This is a genomic window from uncultured Erythrobacter sp. (assembly GCF_947499705.1).
GTDB lineage: Bacteria > Pseudomonadota > Alphaproteobacteria > Sphingomonadales > Sphingomonadaceae > Erythrobacter.
Genome location: NZ_CANMPJ010000001.1, coordinates 97501 through 119864, shown reverse-complemented (window position 1 = coordinate 119864; position 22364 = coordinate 97501). Strand labels below are relative to the sequence as shown.

13 protein-coding genes, 1 tRNA gene and 2 rRNA genes are annotated in these 22364 nt (G+C 58.6%); 11 read left to right on the top strand and 5 right to left on the bottom strand.

The window, feature by feature from the left end; genetic code table 11:
- Positions 1-19 precede the first annotated feature (19 nt).
- The 9 genes from Q0837_RS00450 to Q0837_RS00410 all read left to right on the top strand — a co-directional run bounded on the left by Q0837_RS00450 (position 20) and on the right by Q0837_RS00410 (position 12112).
- Positions 20-1387, top strand: a complete 1368-nt coding sequence (locus tag Q0837_RS00450) for an MATE family efflux transporter (protein ID WP_298463781.1) — start codon at positions 20-22, stop codon at positions 1385-1387.
- Between the two features lie 60 nt (positions 1388-1447).
- Complete coding sequence (locus Q0837_RS00445; RefSeq protein ID WP_298463777.1) at positions 1448-3805, top strand: chemotaxis protein CheA; 2358 nt, start codon at positions 1448-1450, stop codon at positions 3803-3805.
- Positions 3802-4254, top strand: coding sequence for a chemotaxis protein CheW (locus Q0837_RS00440; protein WP_298463774.1), 453 nt, complete (start codon positions 3802-3804; stop codon positions 4252-4254). The genes Q0837_RS00445 and Q0837_RS00440 overlap by 4 nt, the downstream gene beginning before the upstream one ends.
- Positions 4255-4309: 55 nt before the next feature.
- Positions 4310-4675, top strand: coding sequence for a PleD family two-component system response regulator (locus Q0837_RS00435; RefSeq protein ID WP_298463771.1), 366 nt, complete (start codon positions 4310-4312; stop codon positions 4673-4675).
- Positions 4672-5817: a chemotaxis-specific protein-glutamate methyltransferase CheB gene (cheB, locus tag Q0837_RS00430; RefSeq protein WP_298463769.1), complete on the top strand. Its 1146-nt coding sequence runs from the start codon at positions 4672-4674 to the stop codon at positions 5815-5817. The genes Q0837_RS00435 and cheB overlap by 4 nt, the downstream gene beginning before the upstream one ends.
- A gap of 4 nt (positions 5818-5821) precedes the next feature.
- The gene (locus Q0837_RS00425) at positions 5822-6688 is read left to right on the top strand and encodes a CheR family methyltransferase (protein ID WP_298463766.1); all 867 of its coding nucleotides are present in this window, start codon (positions 5822-5824) and stop codon (positions 6686-6688) included.
- Between the two features lie 112 nt (positions 6689-6800).
- On the top strand, positions 6801-8336 hold the full coding sequence (locus tag Q0837_RS00420; protein ID WP_298463764.1) for a bifunctional diguanylate cyclase/phosphodiesterase: 1536 nt from the start codon (positions 6801-6803) through the stop codon (positions 8334-8336).
- On the top strand, positions 8333-10147 hold the full coding sequence (locus tag Q0837_RS00415) for a methyl-accepting chemotaxis protein (RefSeq protein WP_298463761.1): 1815 nt from the start codon (positions 8333-8335) through the stop codon (positions 10145-10147). The genes Q0837_RS00420 and Q0837_RS00415 overlap by 4 nt, the downstream gene beginning before the upstream one ends.
- A 93-nt stretch (positions 10148-10240) precedes the next feature.
- Positions 10241-12112, top strand: a complete 1872-nt coding sequence (locus tag Q0837_RS00410; RefSeq protein WP_298463759.1) for a methyl-accepting chemotaxis protein — start codon at positions 10241-10243, stop codon at positions 12110-12112.
- A 104-nt stretch (positions 12113-12216) separates the two neighbouring features.
- Here Q0837_RS00410 and Q0837_RS00405 read toward each other — a convergent pair whose 3' ends face one another.
- Positions 12217-14337, bottom strand: a complete 2121-nt coding sequence (locus Q0837_RS00405) for a hypothetical protein (RefSeq protein WP_298463756.1) — start codon at positions 14335-14337, stop codon at positions 12217-12219.
- 62 nt (positions 14338-14399) lie between these two features.
- Here Q0837_RS00405 and Q0837_RS00400 point away from each other — a divergent pair, with 62 nt between their 5' ends.
- Entirely contained in the window at positions 14400-16403 is a 2004-nt protein-coding gene (locus Q0837_RS00400; protein WP_298463753.1) for a TIR domain-containing protein, read from the top strand.
- A gap of 32 nt (positions 16404-16435) precedes the next feature.
- Positions 16436-16714, top strand: a complete 279-nt coding sequence (locus tag Q0837_RS00395; RefSeq protein WP_298463750.1) for a hypothetical protein — start codon at positions 16436-16438, stop codon at positions 16712-16714.
- Between the two features lie 55 nt (positions 16715-16769).
- On the opposite strand, the gene Q0837_RS00390 is transcribed toward Q0837_RS00395, so the two are convergent.
- The 4 genes from Q0837_RS00390 to Q0837_RS00375 form a co-directional block, all read right to left on the bottom strand.
- Complete coding sequence (locus Q0837_RS00390; RefSeq protein WP_298463748.1) at positions 16770-18752, bottom strand: serine protease; 1983 nt, start codon at positions 18750-18752, stop codon at positions 16770-16772.
- A 108-nt stretch (positions 18753-18860) separates the two neighbouring features.
- Positions 18861-18937: transfer RNA gene (locus Q0837_RS00385), tRNA-Met, on the bottom strand.
- 118 nt (positions 18938-19055) lie between these two features.
- Positions 19056-19170 (bottom strand): 5S ribosomal RNA (gene rrf, locus Q0837_RS00380).
- Between the two features lie 134 nt (positions 19171-19304).
- Positions 19305-22095: ribosomal RNA gene (locus Q0837_RS00375) — 23S ribosomal RNA — on the bottom strand.
- Positions 22096-22364 lie beyond the last annotated feature (269 nt).

The following is a 22364-nucleotide window of genomic DNA, read 5'->3' as shown; positions in this document are numbered from 1 at the left end:
TCGCTACGCGCCGAAGCTCATGAGCGGAAGCGGCAACAGCACGGCCAAACTGGTCACTGGGAGCATCCCGGGTCATTTGGTCAGCCAGACGCTGCCAATGATCATCGGTGTAGCCGCGATCATGTCGATCGGGCTGGTCGACGCATATTTCATTGGTCAGCTGGGCGGCGACGCGCTGGCGGCAATCTCCTTCATCTTCCCGATCTCCGTCGCTCTCTCGAGCCTCGGTGTGGGCGTTATGGTCGGGATCAATTCCGTTGTTGCCCGGGCTCTGGGCGAAGAAAATTCGGAGAAAGCGGCCCGCCGGGCCAATCTCGGGATCGTCTTTGCCGTCGCATCGGGTCTCGTGATGGGGCTCGTGCTCTACGCGTTGATCGATCCGCTGTTTCGGCTGATGAATGCCGATGAGCGGATGATGCCGCTGATCAAGCTGTACATGGAGCCGTTCGCCCTCGGCTTTCCGCTGATCCTGGCGATTATGGGCCTCAACGGGGTTCTGCGCGGCCAGGGCGAAGCGCGCAAGACCAGCTATGTTTCGATCACTTATGCGGTCGCCAACTGGATACTCGATCCGTTTCTGATCACCGGAGCGCTCGGCTTTGAAGGGTATGGGATCGTCGGCGCAGCCTATGCCACCATTATTGGCTGGGGTTTCGGCGTTGCCGCTGCCGTATGGCTGGTGCGCAGCAGCCCGATACCGATCAATCCCGCGCTCATGTTCAAAGGGAATGTGATCGAGCCGATGGCCGCGATCTTGCGCGTCGGTGTGCCCGCTGCCTTTTCCAATGCGATCAACCCGATCGGCCTTTCGATCCTGACAGCTGTAGTCGCACTCGATGGACAGGCGGCTGTCGCCGGGTTCGGCGCCGCCGGACGGTTGCAGAGCTTCGCTGTGGTCCCGCTTCTGGCGCTCTCCGGCTCCATCGGTTCGATTGTCGGCCAGAACTGGGGCGCGAAAGAGTTTGGTCGCGCGCGCGAAGCTGCCATCTATGCCGGAGGGTTCTGCATTCTGTGGGGCCTCGGCATCGCCATCGCAATGGTAGCTGCTGGTGAATGGTTCGCCGACTTCTTCACCGACGAACCAGACGTGATCGAAGAGTTCAAACTCTATCTGAGGATCGCCGCCTGGGGCTACGCCGGATTCGGCCTGCTGATCGTTGCCAACGGCATCCTGAACGCGGTCGACCGGGCGAGTTTTGCGCTGTTTCAGTCGATAATTAGAGTGTTCGCAGTCATGCTGCCGATTGCGTGGTTGCTCCATTCTAGCTGGGGCAGTTCGGCGGTCTATGCCGCAGAACTGGCCGCCAATCTTACCGGCGCGGTCACAGCCGTTCTCCTCATCCGCTACGTGCTCTTCTCCAGCGCGGCTTCTCAGGGCGGGAAGTAGCCCTTCATTAACCATCGCCGGGCATAGAGGTCTCTGCTACTGAACAGGGGCGCGGGCGACATGGATGAACTGCTGGCGGAATTCGTCGCAGAAACGCGGGAAATGCTGGAGGCCAGCGAAGGCGAAATCATCGCCTGGGAAGCCGATCCAGCCGACCGCGCGCGGCTCGATACGATCTTTCGTTTTGTCCATACGGTCAAAGGCAATTGCGGCTTTTTCGATTTTCCGCGCCTGGCGGCGCTCAGTCATGCTGCAGAAGATGCGCTCGCCGATGTCCGAGCAGGTCGCCGCGAAGCCGACAGTAATCTGGTTTCGGCAGTGCTCGCCATCGTCGACAGAATTGCCGAGATGGTCGATGCGATCGAAGCCGGCGAAGAACTTGGTACCGGAGGCGATGAGGCTTTGATTGCGGCGCTGGATGCGGGAGAAACGTCCGCAGAAGAATCGGTCGTTACAGCGGCAAGCGATGAACCATTCGCGAAGAAGGCTGACACATCGATACCTGCCCAACGTACGATCCGCCTCCCTGTAGAACTGCTCGACCGCGTCATGAGCGGCGTTTCAGACATGGTTCTGGCACGCAACGATCTGGCCCACCGCCTGAGCCAGGCAGGAACCCAGCCGACCATCGACGGTCCGTTCGAGCGGCTGACCACAATCCTGTCCGATGTCCGAGACGCGATCACCCGCATGCGGATGCAACGGATCGAAACCCTGTTTGGAGCCCTGCCCCGGCTCGTTCGCGATTTGTCGAGCGAACTCGGGAAACAAGTCGTTCTGGATTTGGAAGGCGGCGATGTGGAACTCGACCGAGAAATGATCGAGTCGGTTCGCGACCCGCTAACGCACATTATCAGGAATGCGATTGATCACGGCATTGAGGCACCCACGGATCGCCTTGCTGCCGACAAGCCGGAAACCGGCACGATAGCGATCGCGGCGCGCCAATCAGGCAACAAGATCTCGATCGTGGTCAGCGACGACGGCCGCGGGCTCGAAGAAGACAAGATCAAGCGCAAAGCGATTGCCCAGGGCATCGTCACCGAAAAACAAGTCGACGCAATGGACAGCGGACAACTGCTTGACCTCGTCTTCACGGCCGGATTCTCGACCGCCGATGAGGTCAGCACAGTCTCGGGGCGCGGCGTTGGACTGGATGTGGTGCGCGCGAACCTGGAAAAAGTCGGTGGTTCGATCATAGTGAGCAGCACCCCCGGATTGGGCACTCTGTTCTACATGCAAGTCCCGCTAACGCTTTCGATCATTGCAGGCGTTACCGTAACAGTGGGGAACCAGCGCTTCGCCATCCCACAAAGCTATGTCGAGGAAATTGTCCATCTCGGCACCGAGACCGTCGACTACACCCATGTGGGCGGCACCGCGCTCGTGACATTCCGGGATCGGCGCACGCGGTGTCTATCCCTGGCCGATGTCCTGGGGATCGAACCTTGTGTCGAAGAACGCGACGCCACTCTGGTGTTTCTGCGGCTCGCAAATGGAGACCTCTTCGCGCTCGCAGTCGATACCATTCACACGATCTGCGATCTTGTCGTGAAGCCGATGCCGCGCGCTATTATGGCGACCGAATTGTACGGTGGCTCTACGCTACTGGAGGATGGTCAGCCTATCCTGGTCCTGGATATGCCGCTGATCGCAAAGAATAATGGCCTCGTTTCCGACACGCGTTCCCAGATCAAACGCAAGGGGGAAGAGAGCGTCGTAGCGGCAACCAGCGACACCGATCATGCGATGCTGTTCACAGATTTCGCCGGACGCCGTAGCGCCATTCGACTGGATCTGGTCCAACGCATCGAAACAGTCGACGCAAGCGCGGTAGAAAGCACGATCGGTTCCTCCAGAGCCGTCATCGACGGAACAATCCTGCCGCTGATCGGCCTTCCCGATGGGCCGCTTCCTGCAGAACGGATTCGCACCCTGCGCCTCACCGATGGCGCAAGCGATCTGCTCTATGCGGTGCGCGACATCGATGACGCCTTGCCTTTGACGCAGGAGATGAAACCTGTGCCTGACGACCCGCTGGTCGAGGGCATTACACTCGTGAACGAAGGCACTGTGACGCTGGTTGACGGCCACGAATTGTTTGCCCGGTACGGCGAACCACCACAGCCAACCGATAGGCCTGTATGCTATTTGCCCGACAGCGAATGGTCGCGCACCATCCTAGCACCGTTGGTTGAATCCGCTGGCTACGAAGCCATCGTCGGAAAGAGCTCAGGCGATGGAATCGCGATTGTACTCGCAGAGGAAGCTGAGCCTGCTCCCGACGCAAAAGACACTGCGGTGATCCGGCTGCGCAGCCAGCCCGAGGCCGCAGACGATGACACCACTATCTACCGATATGACCGTGAAGGCCTGTTAGCCGCTTTGCGGTCGACCGGCGACAGGAGGCGCGCATGAACGATCTGTTGGTCATGACGAAGATAGCCGGGCGGCATTGCGCCCTACACGCGCACGATGTCACATCAGTCATCGAAGTCGGAGCCGTCGCCCCGGTCCCGCGCGCACCAAACTATATTTCCGGGATAACGGCCCTTCGCAGTCAGGCGCTGACCGTGATCGACTGCCGCCTGGCACTGGGGTTCGAAGAGCTTGAATGGCCCACTGATCCGCGTGCGGCTGTTGTGAATGTTGGTGGCCATTCTTACGCACTTGTGGTCGATGCCATCGACGATATCACCTCAAGCGTCACCACTCCCGAACAGGTCACGGGCGGATTTGGGCCCGAATGGTCACGAGTGGCAACAGGAATGATCGAAACGACGCTCGGCCCCGCATTGTTGATCGATCTCGAAGCGCTGATCGCAGGACCTGCGGACAAAAAGGACGATCTCGGGGTTGCCGCTTAATCCATTATATACGGCTGGGCCCTAGCGTACGGCAAAACCCCAAATAGAGGTCGCCATGAAATCCTGCCTGATCGTCGACGATTCGCGCGTTATCCGTAAAGTTTCACGACACATACTTGAAACGCTCGGCTTCTCTGTAGACGAGGCGGAGAACGGGCAAGAAGGGCTCGATCAGTGCGAGCAGAGCATGCCCGACGTGATCCTGCTAGACTGGAACATGCCGGTGCTTTCCGGGATCGAATTTCTGGTGCAGCTGCGTCAGCGCCCGGGCGGAGACGCGCCCAAAGTTGTCTTCTGCACTACAGAGAACGATGTCGCTCATATCCGTGAGGCAATAGATGCCGGCGCCGACGAATACGTAATGAAGCCATTCGATCACGAAACGCTTCAGATCAAGCTGCAGTTGGTCGGCTTCGCGTGAACGCACCAACGGCCTCCAAAAGCAGGCTGACAAAGGACAGCCCAGCACCCTCATCGCAGCGCAGTTCCGACGCTGCGCCGGGCAAAGTGCGTGTCATGGTGGTCGACGATTCTTTGACAGTACGGACGATTTTCAAACGCATGGTCGAAGGCGATCCAGCAATGCTGGTGGTCGCCACGGCGAGCAGCGCAGAACGCGCGATTGCCCAGCTGAAAACCACGCCGGTAGATGTCATCCTGCTAGATCTGGAAATGCCCGGAATTGGGGGATTGGAAGCGCTACCGGCTTTGCTGGAAACCGGTGAAGGCGCAGAGGTTTTGGTGGTTTCCTCGCTAGCGGCAGACGGGGCCGAGCATACGATCTCGGCGCTATCGATGGGCGCAGCCGATACGATGCTGAAACCTCGCCCCGGAGGCTTCACCGATGACTACCGAAGCCAGCTGCTTGGCAAGATTCGGGCGTTGGGTGGACGCGATCCGGCGCAGGTCGAAACCACTGAAAACGTTCAAGCTGGAGGCGCAGCGAACGAGGAACTGGTCAAAAGGACCAAGCGGCCTGAGATCCTTGCAATCGGAGCCTCCACCGGCGGCATCCACGCGCTGAATCTCTTTTTGCGTACTCTGCCTGAAGAATTCGATCTCCCGATCCTGATCACTCAGCATCTGCCAACCTCTTTCATCCCGGTGTTTGCCCGGCAGATCGAAGCCGCGAGCAACCGGCCCACCCAGATCGCCGAGGATGGAACAGAGATCAGGTCGGGTGAAATCGCCGTCGCCACTGGGCATGGGCACATGGTGGTGCGCAGGGCTGGCGAGCGGTTGGTCGTCCGGACATCGCCGAAGCCCGCGCGGAGCGGTTGCATGCCCTCGGTAGACCCGATGCTTAGCAGCATAGCGCAGGCATGCGATGGCCACGCATTGGCGATCATCCTCTCAGGTATGGGGCGCGATGGGTTAGAAGGCGCGCAGGAGCTTTTCGACAAGGGCGGTACGATATTCGCGCAGGACATGGATACCAGCGCGGTCTGGGGCATGCCGGGCGCGGTTGCGAAGGCCGGGCTGACAAGTCTGGTCGGCCCGCCTGACGCACTCGGCAAAGCCGCTGTATCGCTGGCTCCCGCACTCGCTACGGCGCGGAAGTGATCCCTTGGAAGTCAGCCAAGCCTCCCACCAGATAATCGCCGATCTGCTTGCCGCCCGAACCGGGCAGCAATTGACCGAAAGCAGACGCTGGCGTGTCGGCAGCGCGTTGGCGGGTGTTTTCCGCGAGCGCGGCATCACGAATGTCGATCAATTGGTCTGCCTGTTGGCACAGCCCGAGAACTCGATCGAGGGGCGCAAGCTTTCTCAGGAAGTTGTCGAAGCGCTGCTCAACAACGAAACCTATTTCTTCCGCGACAAGCCGACTTTTGATCAATTGCCCGAAGATATTCTGCCGGAGCTCGCAAGTCGGCGCGAGCATAGTCGGCGGCTATCCATCTGGTGTGCCGGATGCTCGACAGGGCAGGAAGTCTATTCGCTGGCGATGTTGTTCGCCGATCAGGCAGAACGCTGGAACGGCTGGACCATCGATATCCTGGGAACTGATGTGTCGCACAGCGCCATCGCGTCGGCACGAAGCGGCCTATACAGCCAATTCGAGGTCCAGCGCGGGCTTGGCGTCACGCAAATGCTGACCCATTTCGAGGAAAGTCAGCAAGGCTGGCAGATACTCGATCGCACCCGCGCCTTTGCGCGGTTTCGCCAGCATAACGTGCTCGATGATGCTCCGGTCCGTCAGCCGGTTGATTTGATCCTGTGCCGCAATGTGCTCCTCTATTTCGCTCAACCGAACCGGCACAGAGCGTTCTCACGGCTGTCCGGAGCGCTGGCAGCGGATGGATATCTTATGCTCGGCGCGGGGGAAACCGTGGTCGGCCAGACGCAGGAATTCGCCCCGGTTGCTGACCATGCAAGCCTGTATAAGCCGATTGACCTCTCCGCAGCGACCGAGTTGCGCACAATCCGAGTCTAAAGCTGCCTTTGCGGCTTTTGCTGCACTTGAGCTTTACGCTTCCTTAGCCTGACATCGTTAGCCAATCGCATCGGTCGCAACCGCGCTAACAGGCGCCATTTGGGGATATTGGGTGCTGGAACTAAGCAAGCCTTGGCGCTTGACGCCCAACGGCCTGGTTGCCGTACCGCTTGCGGTCCTTTCCATCGTCTTCGCTCTCATTCTAATGGCGGTGATCGCCAGCGATCAGATTGAGGTCGTATCCGTTGCGCCGCTGCTCATTGCTGGTGTCCTTGTCTATGCCGCCACCTTGTTTCTGCTTGCATGGACCGGGTTTGCGAGCGTTCGAGAACTGGAAACACAGGGCAGCACTGACAGTCTGAGCCAGCTTCCCAATCGCCGCGCCCTTCATGCCGATATCGAGCGCTTCTCCGAAGGAGGTGACGAAGTTGCAATCGCGCTTGTCGATTTGGACAGCTTCAAACAGGTCAATGACCATTACGGCCACGCTGTTGGCGACCAGCTGATCCAGCAATGCGCCGAACTCTTAAGAGAGTCCTGCGGATCCGAGGCCACATGCTACCGACTGGGCGGTGACGAATTCGCAGCGGTGATGAGCGGCCCCGTTTCCGGCACGATCCTCGAAGGCATCTGCCGATCACTGCTGGAGAAACTTTCGATCCCCGTGCAAGTCGGCGACCGACAGATCGCAATGGGGGCCAGCATCGGACTGGCCCGCAGCACAGCCGACAACCGCCTCCCTTCGAGTGAAATGCTCCGCCGCAGCGATGTCGCGATGTATGCTTCAAAACGCAGCGGCAAAATGCGCTGCACCTGGTTCAACAAGACGTTCGACCAGCGCCGCGAAGCAATGCGCGAGCTGGACGATGAGATGCGTTGCGGGTTGGCCGACGGCGAATTCGCTCTGGCCTATCAGCCGCTCGTCAATGCCAGCACTGGCGAGATCGTCGCGGTGGAATCGCTGCTGCGCTGGAACCGCGCAGACGGCCGCCAAGTCGGCCCCAATATCTTTGTCCCCGTTGCTGAGGAATCGGGCCTGATCAACGCGATAGGTCTTTGGGTCTTACGCCAGGCTGTGTCCGATGCGCTGCGCTGGGGCGACATAACGCTTTCGGTCAACATTTCTGCGGCACAATTGCGCAATCCCGAATTTCCAATCCAGCTTGGTGAGGTGCTCGAAGACACGGGGTTTCCGCCGCACCAGCTTGAGCTGGAGATTACCGAGACTTGTCTCGTCCTCGACCCGGTGGTGGCAGAGCGTACGCTCGATCTGATCCGCGGCTTTGGTGTCAATATCGCACTCGATGACTTCGGCACCGGATACGCGTCAATCGGGTTCCTGCGCCAGTTCCGGTTTGAGAAGCTGAAACTGGATCGCAGCCTGGTCGAACTGGCGGGCGAAGATGACGGCAGCCGCGCCATGATGTTGTCGAGCATCGCAATGGCCCGGGCGCTGAACATGGCGGTGACGGCCGAAGGCGTCGAGACCAATGAACAGGCGGATATGGTTAGGACCGCAGGGTGCGATCAGATCCAGGGCTGGTTGTTCTACAAGGCTCTTCCAGCTGCTGAGATCGATCAGATCATCTCCGCGCAGGAAGCACAGCTCCATCCGAAACCTGCACAAGAAAGCGGGAAAGCAGCATGACTGCGATCCAGGAAATTGCCGCCGACCTGGCCGCTGAGCACGCGGCGGAGAATGCCGGTTCATTCACCGGACCTGCAGCGGCTCGCACGAGTCCCACAGGCTGGTTCGCGGCGCTCTCCATCGGTCAGAAGGTCAGGGTGTTTTTCGGCATCAATCTGACTTTCGCGCTGCTGGCAGGCCTGTTTGTTGTGTTCGGCTTTGTTAAACTTGGCCAGGGTTCGGAAAGCGTCAGAAACGCGCATGAGAATGTGATTGCTGCCGAACGTTTGCTGTTCGACCTCAGCGAAGCGCAGCGGCATACAGAGATGTATCTTGCGGAGGGGCAGGATGAACGCGCCAGCGCGGCGCTGGATCGCCTTGACCGGGCTGAATCCAAGATCGCACCGCTCCGGTCTATGGTCATGGAAACCAATCCGTCCGCATATGCCAAACTGGGACTGATCGGTGAAAGCGTCGCCGATTTCCGCCGAGAAATCGCAGCGTTTGATGCAGGAACTGCCGATTCCGATACTCGCGCTACTTCGGCGAGCAATGTCGAGACTAATGGTGGTATCGTGCTCGATGCGGCGTTGGAAGTCGCGGGCAGTCTTGGTCGGGACGAAGCTGCAATCGCGGAATCGGAATCAGATCTGATTTGGACGTTGCTATCGATCTGGGTCGGCCTGACAGTGATCCTCACCATTTTGACCTTGATCGCCGATCGATATCTGCATCGCACCATCAGTATCTCGTTGCGCGAATTGACCTCACAGATGTCCAAGCTGGCGAGCGGAGACAAGGACGTCACCGTGCCGGGCAAGGACCGATTGGACGAAATCGGGGAAATGGCCCGGGCAATGGAGGTGTTCCACAGAACCGGTTCGCGTCTGGAGCGCCTCAGCCGAGAACGGGCAGAAAAGGCCAATGCCGAGCTCGAAGAGCAGACACGTCGTGAGGCAGAACGCGAGGAAGCTCGCCTGGAACGCGACCGAGCGCTTCAGGACGTCGCCGATCAGTTCGAACGCACGGTTGGCGAGGTCGTCAGCAGCGTAGCATCGTCCTCCAGCCAGCTTCATTCGACTTCGGGCACAATGGCCGAAACTGCGGAGAAGGCGAGCACAAGAACAGGCGAAGTCTCGAAATACATGGGCGAAGCCAATCGCGGCGCTACGGCAGCCGCCGCGGCAAGCGACGAATTTGCCATGTCGATCGGTGAAGTCAGCCGCCAGGCGGCCACATCTGCAGAGCTGGCACGCAAGGCAACGGCCACTGCCAGTGAAGCAGATGTCACAATCTCTGCTCTTTCAGACTCCGCCGAACAGGTTGGTCAGATTGTCGAATTGATTCAAACGATTGCGCAACGGACGAACCTGCTGGCGCTCAACGCCTCGATCGAGGCGGCGCGCGGCGGTGAAGCCGGACGCGGCTTTGCGGTGGTCGCCAGTGAAGTGAAAGATCTGGCAATGCAAACCAGCCGCGCGACCGAGCAAATTGCCGAGCAAATTCGCGGTATGCAGGACACAACGGGCGCAAGTGTCAGCGCGCTCAGGACCATCGGAAATCAGGTACAGCAGCTCGAAACGACCGCCGTCGCGATCGCCAGCGCTGTCGACCAACAATCCTTGGCCGGACGTGATCTTGCCCGCAGCATCGATTTGGCTGCACGCGGAACCGAGCAGGTATCTGGTCATCTCGAAGATGTACGCGCCCTCTCACTGTCGACCGGATCGGCGGCAAGCCAGGTTTTGGCAAGTGCGACCGATCTGGAAGAGCAATCGGCGACCCTGCGCACGCAGGTCGATCGGTTCCTGAATAAGGTAAGGACGGGTTAAGACTTCGACTGCGGCAAATACGGAGCAGATCAAGACAATATAAAGGATTTTCATTCAGGAATTGCCGCGATTGGCCCGTGGGGGAATTGCGGCATGAATGTTATGACGAGTCGGGATGAGCTTGAGGAACATGCGGTTCCCGAGTTCCCGCAGGATTTGCTAGCCGAGTTCCAGGCTGACCTTCCCGCTGCTGAAGCGGATGTATTGCCCGAAAACGCCCCAAAAACGTCAATCGAACGCATTGGCTGGTTTCGCGACCTCAGGCTTGCTTCAAAAATTCACACGATCTTCGGCAGCTTCTTCGCCATCGGCTTCGCCATGTCGCTCGTGCTCGGCCTTGGTCTGAATGAACTCTGGTCCCGATACCAAGTCTCAAACGAAGTCCAGCTTGCAGTCGTCACTTCGTCCGAGTTCCACGGAACGACCGGCGAGCTTCGCTACCATTCCGCCCGCTTCATATTCGAGCGCGAGCCAGCCGTATTGGAGCGGCGGCGCGAGAGTTTTTCGACCGCCGTCCAGCAACTCGACAAGATTAGCAGCGTGGTTGGGCAGCACATCCCGCAGCTTTCCCCGCGTGCCGACAAGATCCAGACCGATCTGACCGAATACAATGCGACATTCGGGCAGCTCATTTCTGTGATGCAGAGCGAGGGACGTTCTGAGGCATCCGAAGCCCTTGCCTACCAAGTCTCGGATCGCGGTGATGCACTGGTCGCAGAAGCACAGAATTTCTCCGATGACCTCACCTCCGCAAGCGAGTCCATCAAGCAGACCGGTGTCGACTATTTCTTCACGATGGTGCTGATTGTCGCCGGGCTTGGACTGATCGCCGGACTGATCCTCTTGCTCGGCCTTTCATACCTCTCACGCGATTTCTCCCGCAAGATCGGCGAAGTGACCGAGGGCATGATCCGCCTGACAAAAGGTGATCGTCATTTCGAAATCGCCGGGCGCGATCGCAAAGATGAAATCGGCGACATGGTTTCTGCGCTGGATCTATTCAAACGCGCCAACCGCAAGCTTGAGACCTGGGCCCGCGAAAGAGCGCAGCGCGCCGAAGAAGAAATACAGATGCAGCGCGAACGTGAACGCGAACGCGAAGAAGCCGAAGCCCACAAGACCAAGCTGCTGACCGAAGTCGCACAGCAATTCGAACGCACTGTCGGTGAGGTCGTGCACAAGGTGGCAGACGCCTCGAGCGAGCTTCACAGCACCGCCACCAAGATGGCTGAAACCGCCGAGGAAACGAGCGCCCGAACCACGTTGGTTGCGCAGGACATGGCGGATGCCAATTCGGGTGCAACGTCGGCCGCAGCGGCCAGTGATGAATTTGCCCTGTCGATCGGAGAGATCAGCCGTCAGGCCGCAACCTCAAGCGATCTTGCACGACTGGCAACCGATGCCACCAGCGAGGCTGACACAACGATTTCAGCCTTGGCCGATTCAGCGGAACAAGTCGGCCAGATCGTCGAACTGATCCAAACCATCGCTCAGCGAACCAATCTGCTCGCGCTCAATGCCTCAATCGAAGCGGCGCGCGGCGGCGAAGCGGGGCGCGGCTTTGCTGTCGTCGCGAGCGAGGTGAAAGAACTGGCGATGCAAACCAGCCGTGCAACCGAACAGGTCGCCGACCAGATCCGGGCAATGCAGGACACAACCGGAGCCAGCGTGAATGCGCTGCGCTCAATCGCCGGCCAGGTGAAGGAACTGGAAACAACCGCCGTTTCCATCGCCAGCGCGGTCGATCAGCAGTCGGTTGCTGGACAGGATCTCGCCCAAAGCATCGATTTGGCCGCGCGCGGCACAGAGAAGGTTGCTGGACATATCGAAGACGTCCGCGAACTCTCGCTATCTACCGGAGCAGCCGCAAGTCAGGTGCTGACAAGTGCCAATGATCTCGAAGTGCAAGCTTCGACACTCGGCGATCAGGTGAAAGCATTCCTCCAGCGCGTGCGCGAAGCGTAAGTCGAAAGCTGCGATTGCCTTTCGATCCAGTTTACTTCCCGGCCGCGTTGGTCGGGAAACGACGTGACAAGTGGTGACGGCCGCAGCGTAACGCCTAATCCCATCTAAGCAGGCACCGTCGTCCGTTTACCGCTGAACACGGCCTGCCACGACTGGATTTCTCCAAAGGCGAGCTCGTCTGCGGTTCGGGCCAGATCGGCGAATTGATCGTAGGTCAGTCGCTCGTCCGGCAATGTCAGAAAGAGGTCGATCCGGATCGCCAGTCCATCCAGCTTTTGCGCCGCCGCCTGCGATATGTCGGCAAACCGGTCAAAGTCCCCGAAATAGCCAATCGCCGCGAGCGCGCCGCTGATCGTCGGCAGTGCGACCGCGATCACTGTGAACCACTTGGCAAGCCCTTTGGGCAGCGCGGGATCGACAAAGCCCAAGGCCGACGCCCCGGACAATGCGAGATATGAGGCAACGATGGCGATAGCCAATGCGAACAGCCGTTCGGCCAAACGCTCAATCGAATGATGCGCTGTGTGCAGACGCTTGCTTTTCGAAAGGTGGTAGTCCCGTTGAGGAACGACAAAATGGTCCTGGAGCACGCGAGCCGCCGCGCGCAAATGCTGATGGTCGATCCGCACCGACGGCAAGCCCATGCCTCTGGAGATCATGCGCGCATACCATTCAGGCCATTGGCTCCTAAGCGGGCTGGGCCATTCACCCAATGGCCGGGCAACGCCAAAGGCATAAAGCAAGGGCGCATGCCGCAAATACTCGGCTGCCCGGCGGGTCTCCAGCCATCGTCCATGCAATCGGGATCGCTGACCCACAGCGGTGTTGACCACGATTGCCAGCAATATCGCCAGTTCGACCGCCGCGAACATCCATTTCTGCGACGTGTCGACCAGTGGAAGATACAGGACGCCGGAAATGATCGCCATCGCGCCCAAGACGAAGTTCATCACCATACCCGAGCGATAGCGATCGGCTGTCATCGAAGCGATCGCATTGGTCCAGGCGAAGTGCGGAAGGACGCTGGTTTCGGCGGTACTATGGATTGAATGCCTCTCGCCCCCGATCTGCCCAAGCGCTGCGATCAAATCTGCGGCGCTTCCCTCAACGATCTCCTCGGGGCGCTCATAACGCTCTTTGATTGAGCGGAATTTCCGGCCCCACTTGTGTTCGCCGAACAACGCCTCAATCCGGCGATAGGCGTGACTGAGAAAGGAACTGGAAGCGCGCCACAATTCTGGCGCAAGAGCGTCCAGCCCCGCAAAGCGTCCCTTCGTATCCGATGGCGCCAGCCCGATGCTGGAGCCTATGATGCTCTGCAGTTCGATACCGAACTTTGCCTTTTCGATGGGATCGCCGGGTGCCTGAAGAGCCTCGGGAAAATGCAGGACCCGGACATTTTCAGGAGCGGCAGGGTCGATCCAAATGACCGGAACGCCGGCCTCAAGAGCGAGGACAGCCGTGTGACCCGTTCCGCCCGATGCGACCGTGCTTTCACCATCCCAAACCGCGATGAGAACGTCGGATTGCTCAATCAGGATTCGTCCTGCAAGCCCGGCACGGTGCGACGCCTGATAGAGGAAGGATGCCGCGTGCTCAGCATTTTCAGGGGCTCCGAGCGAGGAAAGAAAGCATCGCTCGATCTCTGCATCCTGCTCCGCAAGCTCGAACTTTACCGCTTCGGCTGACAAGTCCCTGATCGCATCAGCCCGCTTCGCCGTTGCCGGATCGCGCGGTTGATCCCCATGCAGGATCGCGCGAGCATCGGCTGCGTCCTTTGGTTGCGCATTAATGGCCCGGTTCAGATCCGCGCCAAACGGCAACGGGGCCGCCAATTCCCATCCGCGTGCAAGAGCAGCGTCTGCAGCGATGTGGTCCGTGCCATCAGCCAGCAAAGTGACAAGTCGGAAACCGTGGCCGGGATCGTCCAGACCAACGATCTGCGCTGCCCTCGCCTCTTTCTCAATCGCCTCCAGACACTCCGAAACAGCCGCAATCAGCTCTTCCGGATCCTTTGGGAAGGAGGGATGTGAACTGCGATGACCGGTAACCCCAATAGCCATGACCGGCTGCGGCAGAGGCGGGGCAAGCGCAGACCGGTTGTTTGCTGCCAATGAGATCGCTCCTACCCCCAATGCCGGATACCCGATCTTCCATGTATCGACGTCATTCCATGCCAGCAAGCACCACAGGGGTTCGACAGATGCGATAACCTGCGATAACACTTGCGTTTATACGAAATGGGGTCGCACCTGAAAGCCAAAGCAGTGATAGCCTTAGGGGACGAATGGGCGGCTCAGATCAACCACCAGCGCCGAACGAAGGTTCGGGCGCACAAGCTGGCGAACGCGGACCTGATGTATTTCTCAGCTATTCGCGGGTTGACCAACCGCGCGCCCAACAAATTTTTGACGCGATGGAGGCCGCAGGCATCTCCGTCTGGTGGGACGGTATGCTGGAAGGCGGCACGCGCTTTCATCAGGTAACCGAGTTCAACCTTGAAAATGCCGCGGCGGTCGTCGTGCTGTGGACCAAGACCTCAATCGCGTCGCACTGGGTTCATGATGAGGCGACGCGCGGGCGCGATCGCAGTGTTCTGATCCCGGTATCCATGGATGGCAGCTTGCCGCCGCTCGGGTTCCGCCAGTTCCAGTGGATCGACATGTCGGCCAGCGACGGCTCTGCAAGCGATCCGCAAACGATAAAGTTGATCGATGCGATCAAGGCGAAACGCGGTGCAGCAGGCGGCGAAATTCCATCGGGTCCGCCAGCTACTATTGTCGGCAGCGTTCCGTCGTCCGCGCCAGCACCATCAAGATCGGGCTTTCAGCTAGACCGCCGTGCCGCGATCATAGGCGGCGGCGCGGCAGCGATTGGAGCCGTCGGCCTCGCTGCATGGGGCAGCGGGCTTTGGACCGGCGCAGGAGGCGTGAAGCGCCTCGCCGTGATGCCGTTCGACGTCGTCGGCGAAGCGGGCGACCAATCGGCAATTCTGTCCGGGATCTCGCAGCAGATCCGCACCCAGCTATCGCGCAACCCCTTGCTCCATGTCGCGGCGCAAACATCGTCGCAGGCGCTCAAGGAAAGCGGCAAAACAGCCAGCGCCATTTGCGAAGAATTGCAGGTCGATTACCTGCTGACGGGCCGGGTCGCGCTAGATGGACAGAGGCTCGATGTAGGGGGCGAGCTGATCGAAGGGCGCGCCGACAGGACTCTCCTGCCCATTGAGGAAGTCGGGCCGGTCGGCAGCATTTTGACACTACAGGGACAGATAGCGACCAACGTCATCCGCGAACTGACCGCGGACGAAGACAACAGCGATCAGTCCGATCTGGGCGGAACCGAAAATGTCGCCGCCTATGACGCCTTCCTTCGCGGGCAAGAATTGTACGATTCTGCCATCGACGAAGCGAGCGACCGCGCGGCTCTCACCAAGTTCGACGAAGCTATCGCGATCGATCCGTCCTACGCCGCCGCTCATACAATGCGCGGGCGCACTCTTGCCTTGATCGGCACGCTGTACGGTGACCGGTCAGAGCGCGACAAAGGGGCTGAAGAGGGCCTGAAGTCAGCGCGCGAGGCTATCCGCCTGGCGCCGGAATTTGCCGACGGTCACAGCGTTGTTGGCTACATCTACGCGAACGAATTGCTGGCCATGAACAAGGCGCGCGAACCCTATGCAAAATCGGTAGAGTTCGGTCAGGGCGACGCCGAAATCCAAAGTCGTTATGCCGTGTATCGATCGCGGATGGGCGATTTCACGGCCGCACGCGAAGCGATTGGCCGCGCACTCGGGCTGGACCCGCTCAATTCTCGCGTGTTCCGCTTCGCCGGCAATATCGAATATGATTCCAGGCAATATGACGCTGCGATTGAGCGCTTCAGGGATGCTCTCACCATGCAGGCGAATGCGTCCATGTCGCATTACCTCGTGGGTATCACACAACTGGCGCTCGGCGATGTTCAGGCCGCCAAGGAGTCGTTCGAAAAAGAACGCAGGTTCGTTTGGCAAAAGACTGGACTATCCATCGCGGAGCAAAGCCTCGGCAATAGCGCGGCGGCGCAGCAGCATTTTGGCGAATTGCGCGATCGGCAAGGCGACAAGAGCAACTACCAATATATGCAGGTTCACGCGCAATGGGGCGACGAAGAAGAGGCGCTTGGTGCACTGGATGCAGCATGGGAGGCGCGCGACGGCGGGCTGATCCAGCTGAAAAACGACCCACTGCTGGACCCCATCCGGCAGCATCCCCGTTTTGCGGCGATGCTGGCGCGGCTCGGCTTTGATTGATTATGGTGAGTGTTAAAACAGGAGGAACTCTAATGAGAAAAACTGCAATCTATTTCGGACTGGGAAGCGCCATAGCGCTGGGCCTCAGCGCATGTGCGCCTGAAGAGGCGGACGAAACCGAAGACACGATGATGGCCAGCGACGTCCCAGAGGACGATGGCGATCCAGTCGATGAGCGCACGGACGATGACGGCGATGATGGGGATGACGGTGACGATAGCGATGATCGCACCGGGCCGGGCGACCGCACGACGCCGGACGAAGACGATATGGCGCCTACCGGCCCTGGTGATCGCCGCTCCAGCGAGTAACATCGCCTGACAGACTTGTTCGCCTTCCCTCGCACCAACGCGTGAGGGAAGGCGTTCAATCCAATTCGTAATATCCCGCGCGCGAATTGCGCATCTTGGCCTTCGCTCGGTCGATCCAGCCCGTATGCTGGGCGACCTTCACATAGACCGCCGGAAGGTCTTCGAAAGCGCAACCGATCCCGCTTGAGACGATCCCTACCAATCGCCGCCCACTCGCAGAGCGGCTGGTAACCGGCCCGCCGCTGTCACCAGAACAGGAATCTCCCCCCCGAATTGCGCCGCGCAGACACAGTATGTCTCGTGAAAGATAGGCCGAGTATTCTGATCGCGCGCGGCACTCTGCCATGTCGACCTGATCAAGCACGAGCTGGCTCAATCTATCGGGCTGCGTTTGCCGGGTCCCGTCGGCGGCCAGCCATCCGGTCTGCCCCGGCAGCCGTGCTTTCTGGAAACCCCAGCCTGTGACCGTCAGGCCGCTGGCGTCGACAAAGCGGGGATTGCGATCGGTGGCGAGTGGAACTTCTTGCAAGTTGTTTCCGAGCTTACGCAAGTCCTCGGCAGACGCCTTCAGCTGAATGACCGCCAGATCGACCCGCCGAGCTCGCGCATTTCCTCTTTTGTGCTGGACCAGAGAGCGCACTTTGAACGTCTGGCCGCCATGGGCGATGTTGCGCGAACCAAGTCGTATCCGCATCTCGCTGACATCATCCGGAATGCAATGCGCGGCAGTCAACACGAACCCATCCCCGATATAAGCGCCGCCGCATTTGTGCGACTGTTTGAAGCTGAACCTGTTTCTGCCGCTCGCTGTTCGCGTATCAAGCTCGATCTTCCGGTAGCGGAGCAATTGTGCCTGCCATAGTGACACGGCGCGGCTGGCGGGCGATCCCCTCACCAGTCGGCGAGTCCTGGGAACAAAGCCGCGCACGGCGACAGGGATGACGGTGATGTCGTGCTCCTGATCAGGTGCCAAGCTCCCCCTTTTGCCCTGCATGGCGCGGCATAACCCAGCCTCGAACGGCTCGGCACAAACATCCGAAGAAACGGTCCCCGTCAGGCTCTGCCCCCATAGAGAAGTCGGAATGGGCCGCTCGCTGGTCAGGATGAGCAAGTCGTGATGACCAGGCGCCAGCTGCTCGTTTAGCGGGCTATCCGGTGCGAATATCCATCGGCTCTGAGCGGCTACTTCGTCACGCGATGCTTGGCCGACGATTGGTGCGGGTTCGGTCAGATACGCAGCCGCCTCTCCTGTCATCACATGCCTGACGCCGCCGTCACGGTTGATCGCCGCAATCGAGACGAATTTGGCGAGTGGTTTGTCCGCCTCGACAGTGATGTAGATCGGTTCGCTCTCCGAGACTTCGTTCCACCTCCGGCCTTGCCGCGGCGTGGGGCAGAGGCTAGCGGGCGGCAAAGTGTTGCTGACACAAACCGAGATGCTCCCCGAGCTGTTGTGCCGCGCCATATTCACGAGGGCCGCGCGCCGCGCCAACACCATCAGTCGCTCGCGTAGATGTGCCGCAAAACCGCTCTGCTCGATATCGCCAAGCTCGATCGGCAGAGGAACGTTGGAGGCCCAGGCATTCTCAAGAGCCAAATCGGAGGTGTAGAATTCGTAGACCGCATCGAGCGGCATCGCACCACGACGTTCCAGCTGCTCATCGAGTGCGAAACGTTCGAAAGGGCCGGCCCCCTGAATTTCGTGGAGGACCAATAGCTCTCCCATCGAAGGGTGCGGCGCGATCTGATGCGTTGCACCTGCGCCGACGGCAATTGTCGGGAGGGACCCGATCACGGTTTCCGCAGCCACGCGCTGGTCGGGCTGCAGATCATCGGACAAACGGAGAAGAAGAACCGGCGTTTCGCCGTTCTCAGCGAACACTTCGCTTGTATCGTCGTGCACAGCGCCGTTGATCGGGTCCTGAGCCAAGGCCTCTCCAGCGCAAACCTGAACAGCGAGGATCGCCAATCCAAGTAAGGCCGCTTTGAAGTGCATCGCTTTCCCCCGAACTGCGTTGCCAAAACTAGCTGGGGTCATGGCGCACGGCAAGAACTGCCACCGCCTCTCAATTTCCTCCAGCCAGAACGACAAAAAGCCCCACCGGAACCAGTGAGGCTGACTAGCATTGCAAATTGAGAGGAACGCTGGTTGCGGGAGTAGGATTTGAACCTACGACCTTCAGGTTATGAGCCTGACGAGCTACCGGACTGCTCCATCCCGCGCCACCTAGCGTGTGCGTCCCGAAGAGTGTTCCAGAGACGCCAAAAGGGCCAACCTGTAAGGCCAGCCCTTTGACTTATGAATGGGTTTTCTTGAACCACGCTCCCCACAAGCTGCAATGCCTGGCGGCGACCTACTCTTCCATGCCTTAAGACATAGTACCATCGGCGCGGTCTGGTTTCACGGCCGAGTTCGAGATGGGATCGGGTGGGTCACAGACGCTATGACCACCAAGCAATGAAGCTTGTGGGATGCGGGTTTAAATCGATGCACCTTGTTCAAGGTGTGTTGGGCGTATCTGGCTGAAGAATTCCTCCATCGCAGACAGCGCATGCCAACAAGGCAAAGCTGTCGTTGATAGTGCGAACTCTCAAGCGCGATATGAACTATTAGGACTGGTTAGCTCCACGCATTACTGCGCTTCCACACCCAGCCTATCAACGTCATGGTCTATGACGGTTCGAAGATACCTAATCTCAAGGGAGGCTTCCCGCTTAGATGCTTTCAGCGGTTATCCCGTCCATACATAGCTACCCAGCGGCACGCCTGGCGGCATGACTGGTACACCAGAGGTATGTTCACCCCGGTCCTCTCGTACTAGGGGCAACTCCTTTCAAGTATCGACGCCCACGGCAGATAGGGACCAAACTGTCTCGCGACGTTCTGAACCCAGCTCACGTACCACTTTAATTGGCGAACAGCCAAACCCTTGGGACCTGCTCCAGCCCCAGGATGTGATGAGCCGACATCGAGGTGCCAAACGATTCCGTCGATATGAGCTCTTGGGAATCATCAGCCTGTTATCCCCGGCGTACCTTTTATCCGTTGAGCGATGGCCCTTCCACGAGGGACCACCGGATCACTATGACCGACTTTCGTCTCTGCTCGACCTGTCGGTCTCGCAGTCAGGCAGGCTTATGCCATTGCACTCTCGCAGCCGGTTTCCAACCGGCCTGAGCCTACCATCGCGCGCCTCCGTTACTCTTTAGGAGGCGACCGCCCCAGTCAAACTACCCACCACAGAGGGTCCCACTACCGGATAACGGTAGTTGGTTAGACATCAGAAACAAGCAGGGTGGTATTTCACAGATTGGCTCCACTCGGACTGGCGCCCAAGTTTCAAAGCCTCCCACCTATTCTACACAGTTTCTTCCTAATGCCACTCTGAAGTTGCAGTAAAGGTGCACGGGGTCTTTCCGTCTAACCGCGGGTACTCCGCATCTTCACGGAGAATTCAATTTCGCTGAGCATATCCTGGAGACAGTGGGGAAGTCGTTACGCCATTCGTGCAGGTCGGAACTTACCCGACAAGGAATTTCGCTACCTTAGGACCGTTATAGTTACGGCCGCCGTTTACTTGGGCTTCAATTCGGAGCTTGCACTCCTCCTCTTAACCTTCAAGCACCGGGCAGGCGTCAGACCCTATACGTCGTCTTGAAGCCGACTTAGCAGAGTCCTGTGTTTTTGATAAACAGTCGCTACCCCCTGGCCTGTGCCCCCCACCAAAAGTTGCCTTCTGATGGGGCCTCCTTCTTCCGAAGGTACGGAGGCAATTTGCCGAGTTCCTTCAGGATACTTCTCTCAAGCGCCTTGGTATACTCTACCTGACCACCTGTGTCGGTTTCGGGTACGGTCTATACGGAGAGGCTATTTCCAGGAACAACTTGGCAGCATGACCAATCCAATAAGGCCACACTACTTCCGCCATCCGTCACACATCTCCAGGTACAGGAATATTAACCTGTTTCCCATCGACTACCCCCTTCGGGCTCGTCTTAGGGGCCGACTCACCCTGCGCCGATTAGCGTTGCGCAGGAACCCTTGGTCTTTCGGCGAGAGGGCATCTCACCCTCTTTATCGCTACTCATGTCAGCATTCGCACTTCCGATATCTCCACCGTCGGTTACCCTTCGGCTTCATCAACTTACGGAACGCTCCGCTACCGCTCATAGTAAACTATGAACCCTAAGCTTCGGTGCATTACTTTAGCCCCGTTACATCTTCGCCGCAGGAACCCTTATTTAGACCAGTGAGCTGTTACGCTTTCTTTAAAGGATGGCTGCTTCTAAGCCAACCTCCTGGTTGTTTTGGGATTCCCACATGCTTTCCCACTTAGTAATGACTTGGGGACCTTAGCTGTAGGTTAGGGCTGTTTCCCTTTTGACGACGGACCTTAGCACCCGCCGTCTGTCTGCCAGACAAGACTCGATGGTATTCGGAGTTTGGTTAGGTTTGGTACCGCTCGCGCAGCCCTAGCCCATCCAGTGCTCTACCCCCATCGGCATACATCTGACGCTCTACCTCAATAGATTTCGCGGAGAACCAGCTATTTCCCGGCTTGATTGGCCTTTCACCCCTAAACACAAGTCATCCGATAATTTTTCAACATTAAACGGTTCGGTCCTCCAGTGCATGTTACTGCACCTTCAACCTGCTCATGCCTAGATCGCCGGGGTTCGGGTCTAATCCAACATACTCAGTCGCCCTATTCAGACTCGCTTTCGCTTCGCCTACACCTAACGGCTTAAGCTCGCATGCTAGATTAAGTCACTGACCCATTATGCAAGAGGTACGCTGTCACCCCCTATGGGGCTCCAACTGCTTGTAAGCATCCGGTTTCAGGTACTGTTTCACTCCCCTAATCGGGGTGCTTTTCACCTTTCCCTCACGGTACTGTGTTCGCTATCGGTCATGTACGAGTATTTAGGCTTGGAGGGTGGTCCCCCCATGTTCAGACAGGATTTCACGTGTCCCGCCCTACTCAAGTCCTTTTCTAGTCTTTTCGCATACGGGGCTGTCACCCGCTATGGCCAAACTTTCCAGAATGTTCTGCTAATAATAGAAAAGGCACTGGCCTGGTCCCGGTTCGCTCGCCACTACTACGGGAATCTCGGTTGATGTCTTTTCCTCCGGGTACTGAGATGTTTCAGTTCCCCGGGTTTGCTTCACCAAAGCTATATATTCACTAAGGTGATACCTTTTCCACCTCTCTCAGTGACCCCGAGGGATCAATGAAAGAAATGGTGAAGGTGGGTTTCCCCATTCGGAAATCGCCGGATCAAAGATTGCTCACATCTCCCCGACGCTTATCGCAGCGTGCCACGTCCTTCTTCGCCTGTACATGCCAAGGCATCCACCAAATGCTCTTACCTCACGCTTGAGAATCCACACCATCAACGACAGCCTTGCATAACGGCCATGCGTCTTAACGATGATGCGGAGGAATTATCTCAGCCAGATAATCAATTTGATTGATTTGTGATGATATCGATCGCGTACGGATCTCAAACCCTAAGGTCTGAACCCTTGCGACGATACCGCCACGGCATCGATTTAAAAACCCATTCACAATGTCAAAGTTCGGCGGACGTTCCGCCTGACCGGCCTAAGCCGGATCTGCTTTCGTTTCATCTAATCGGAAGTTTTACC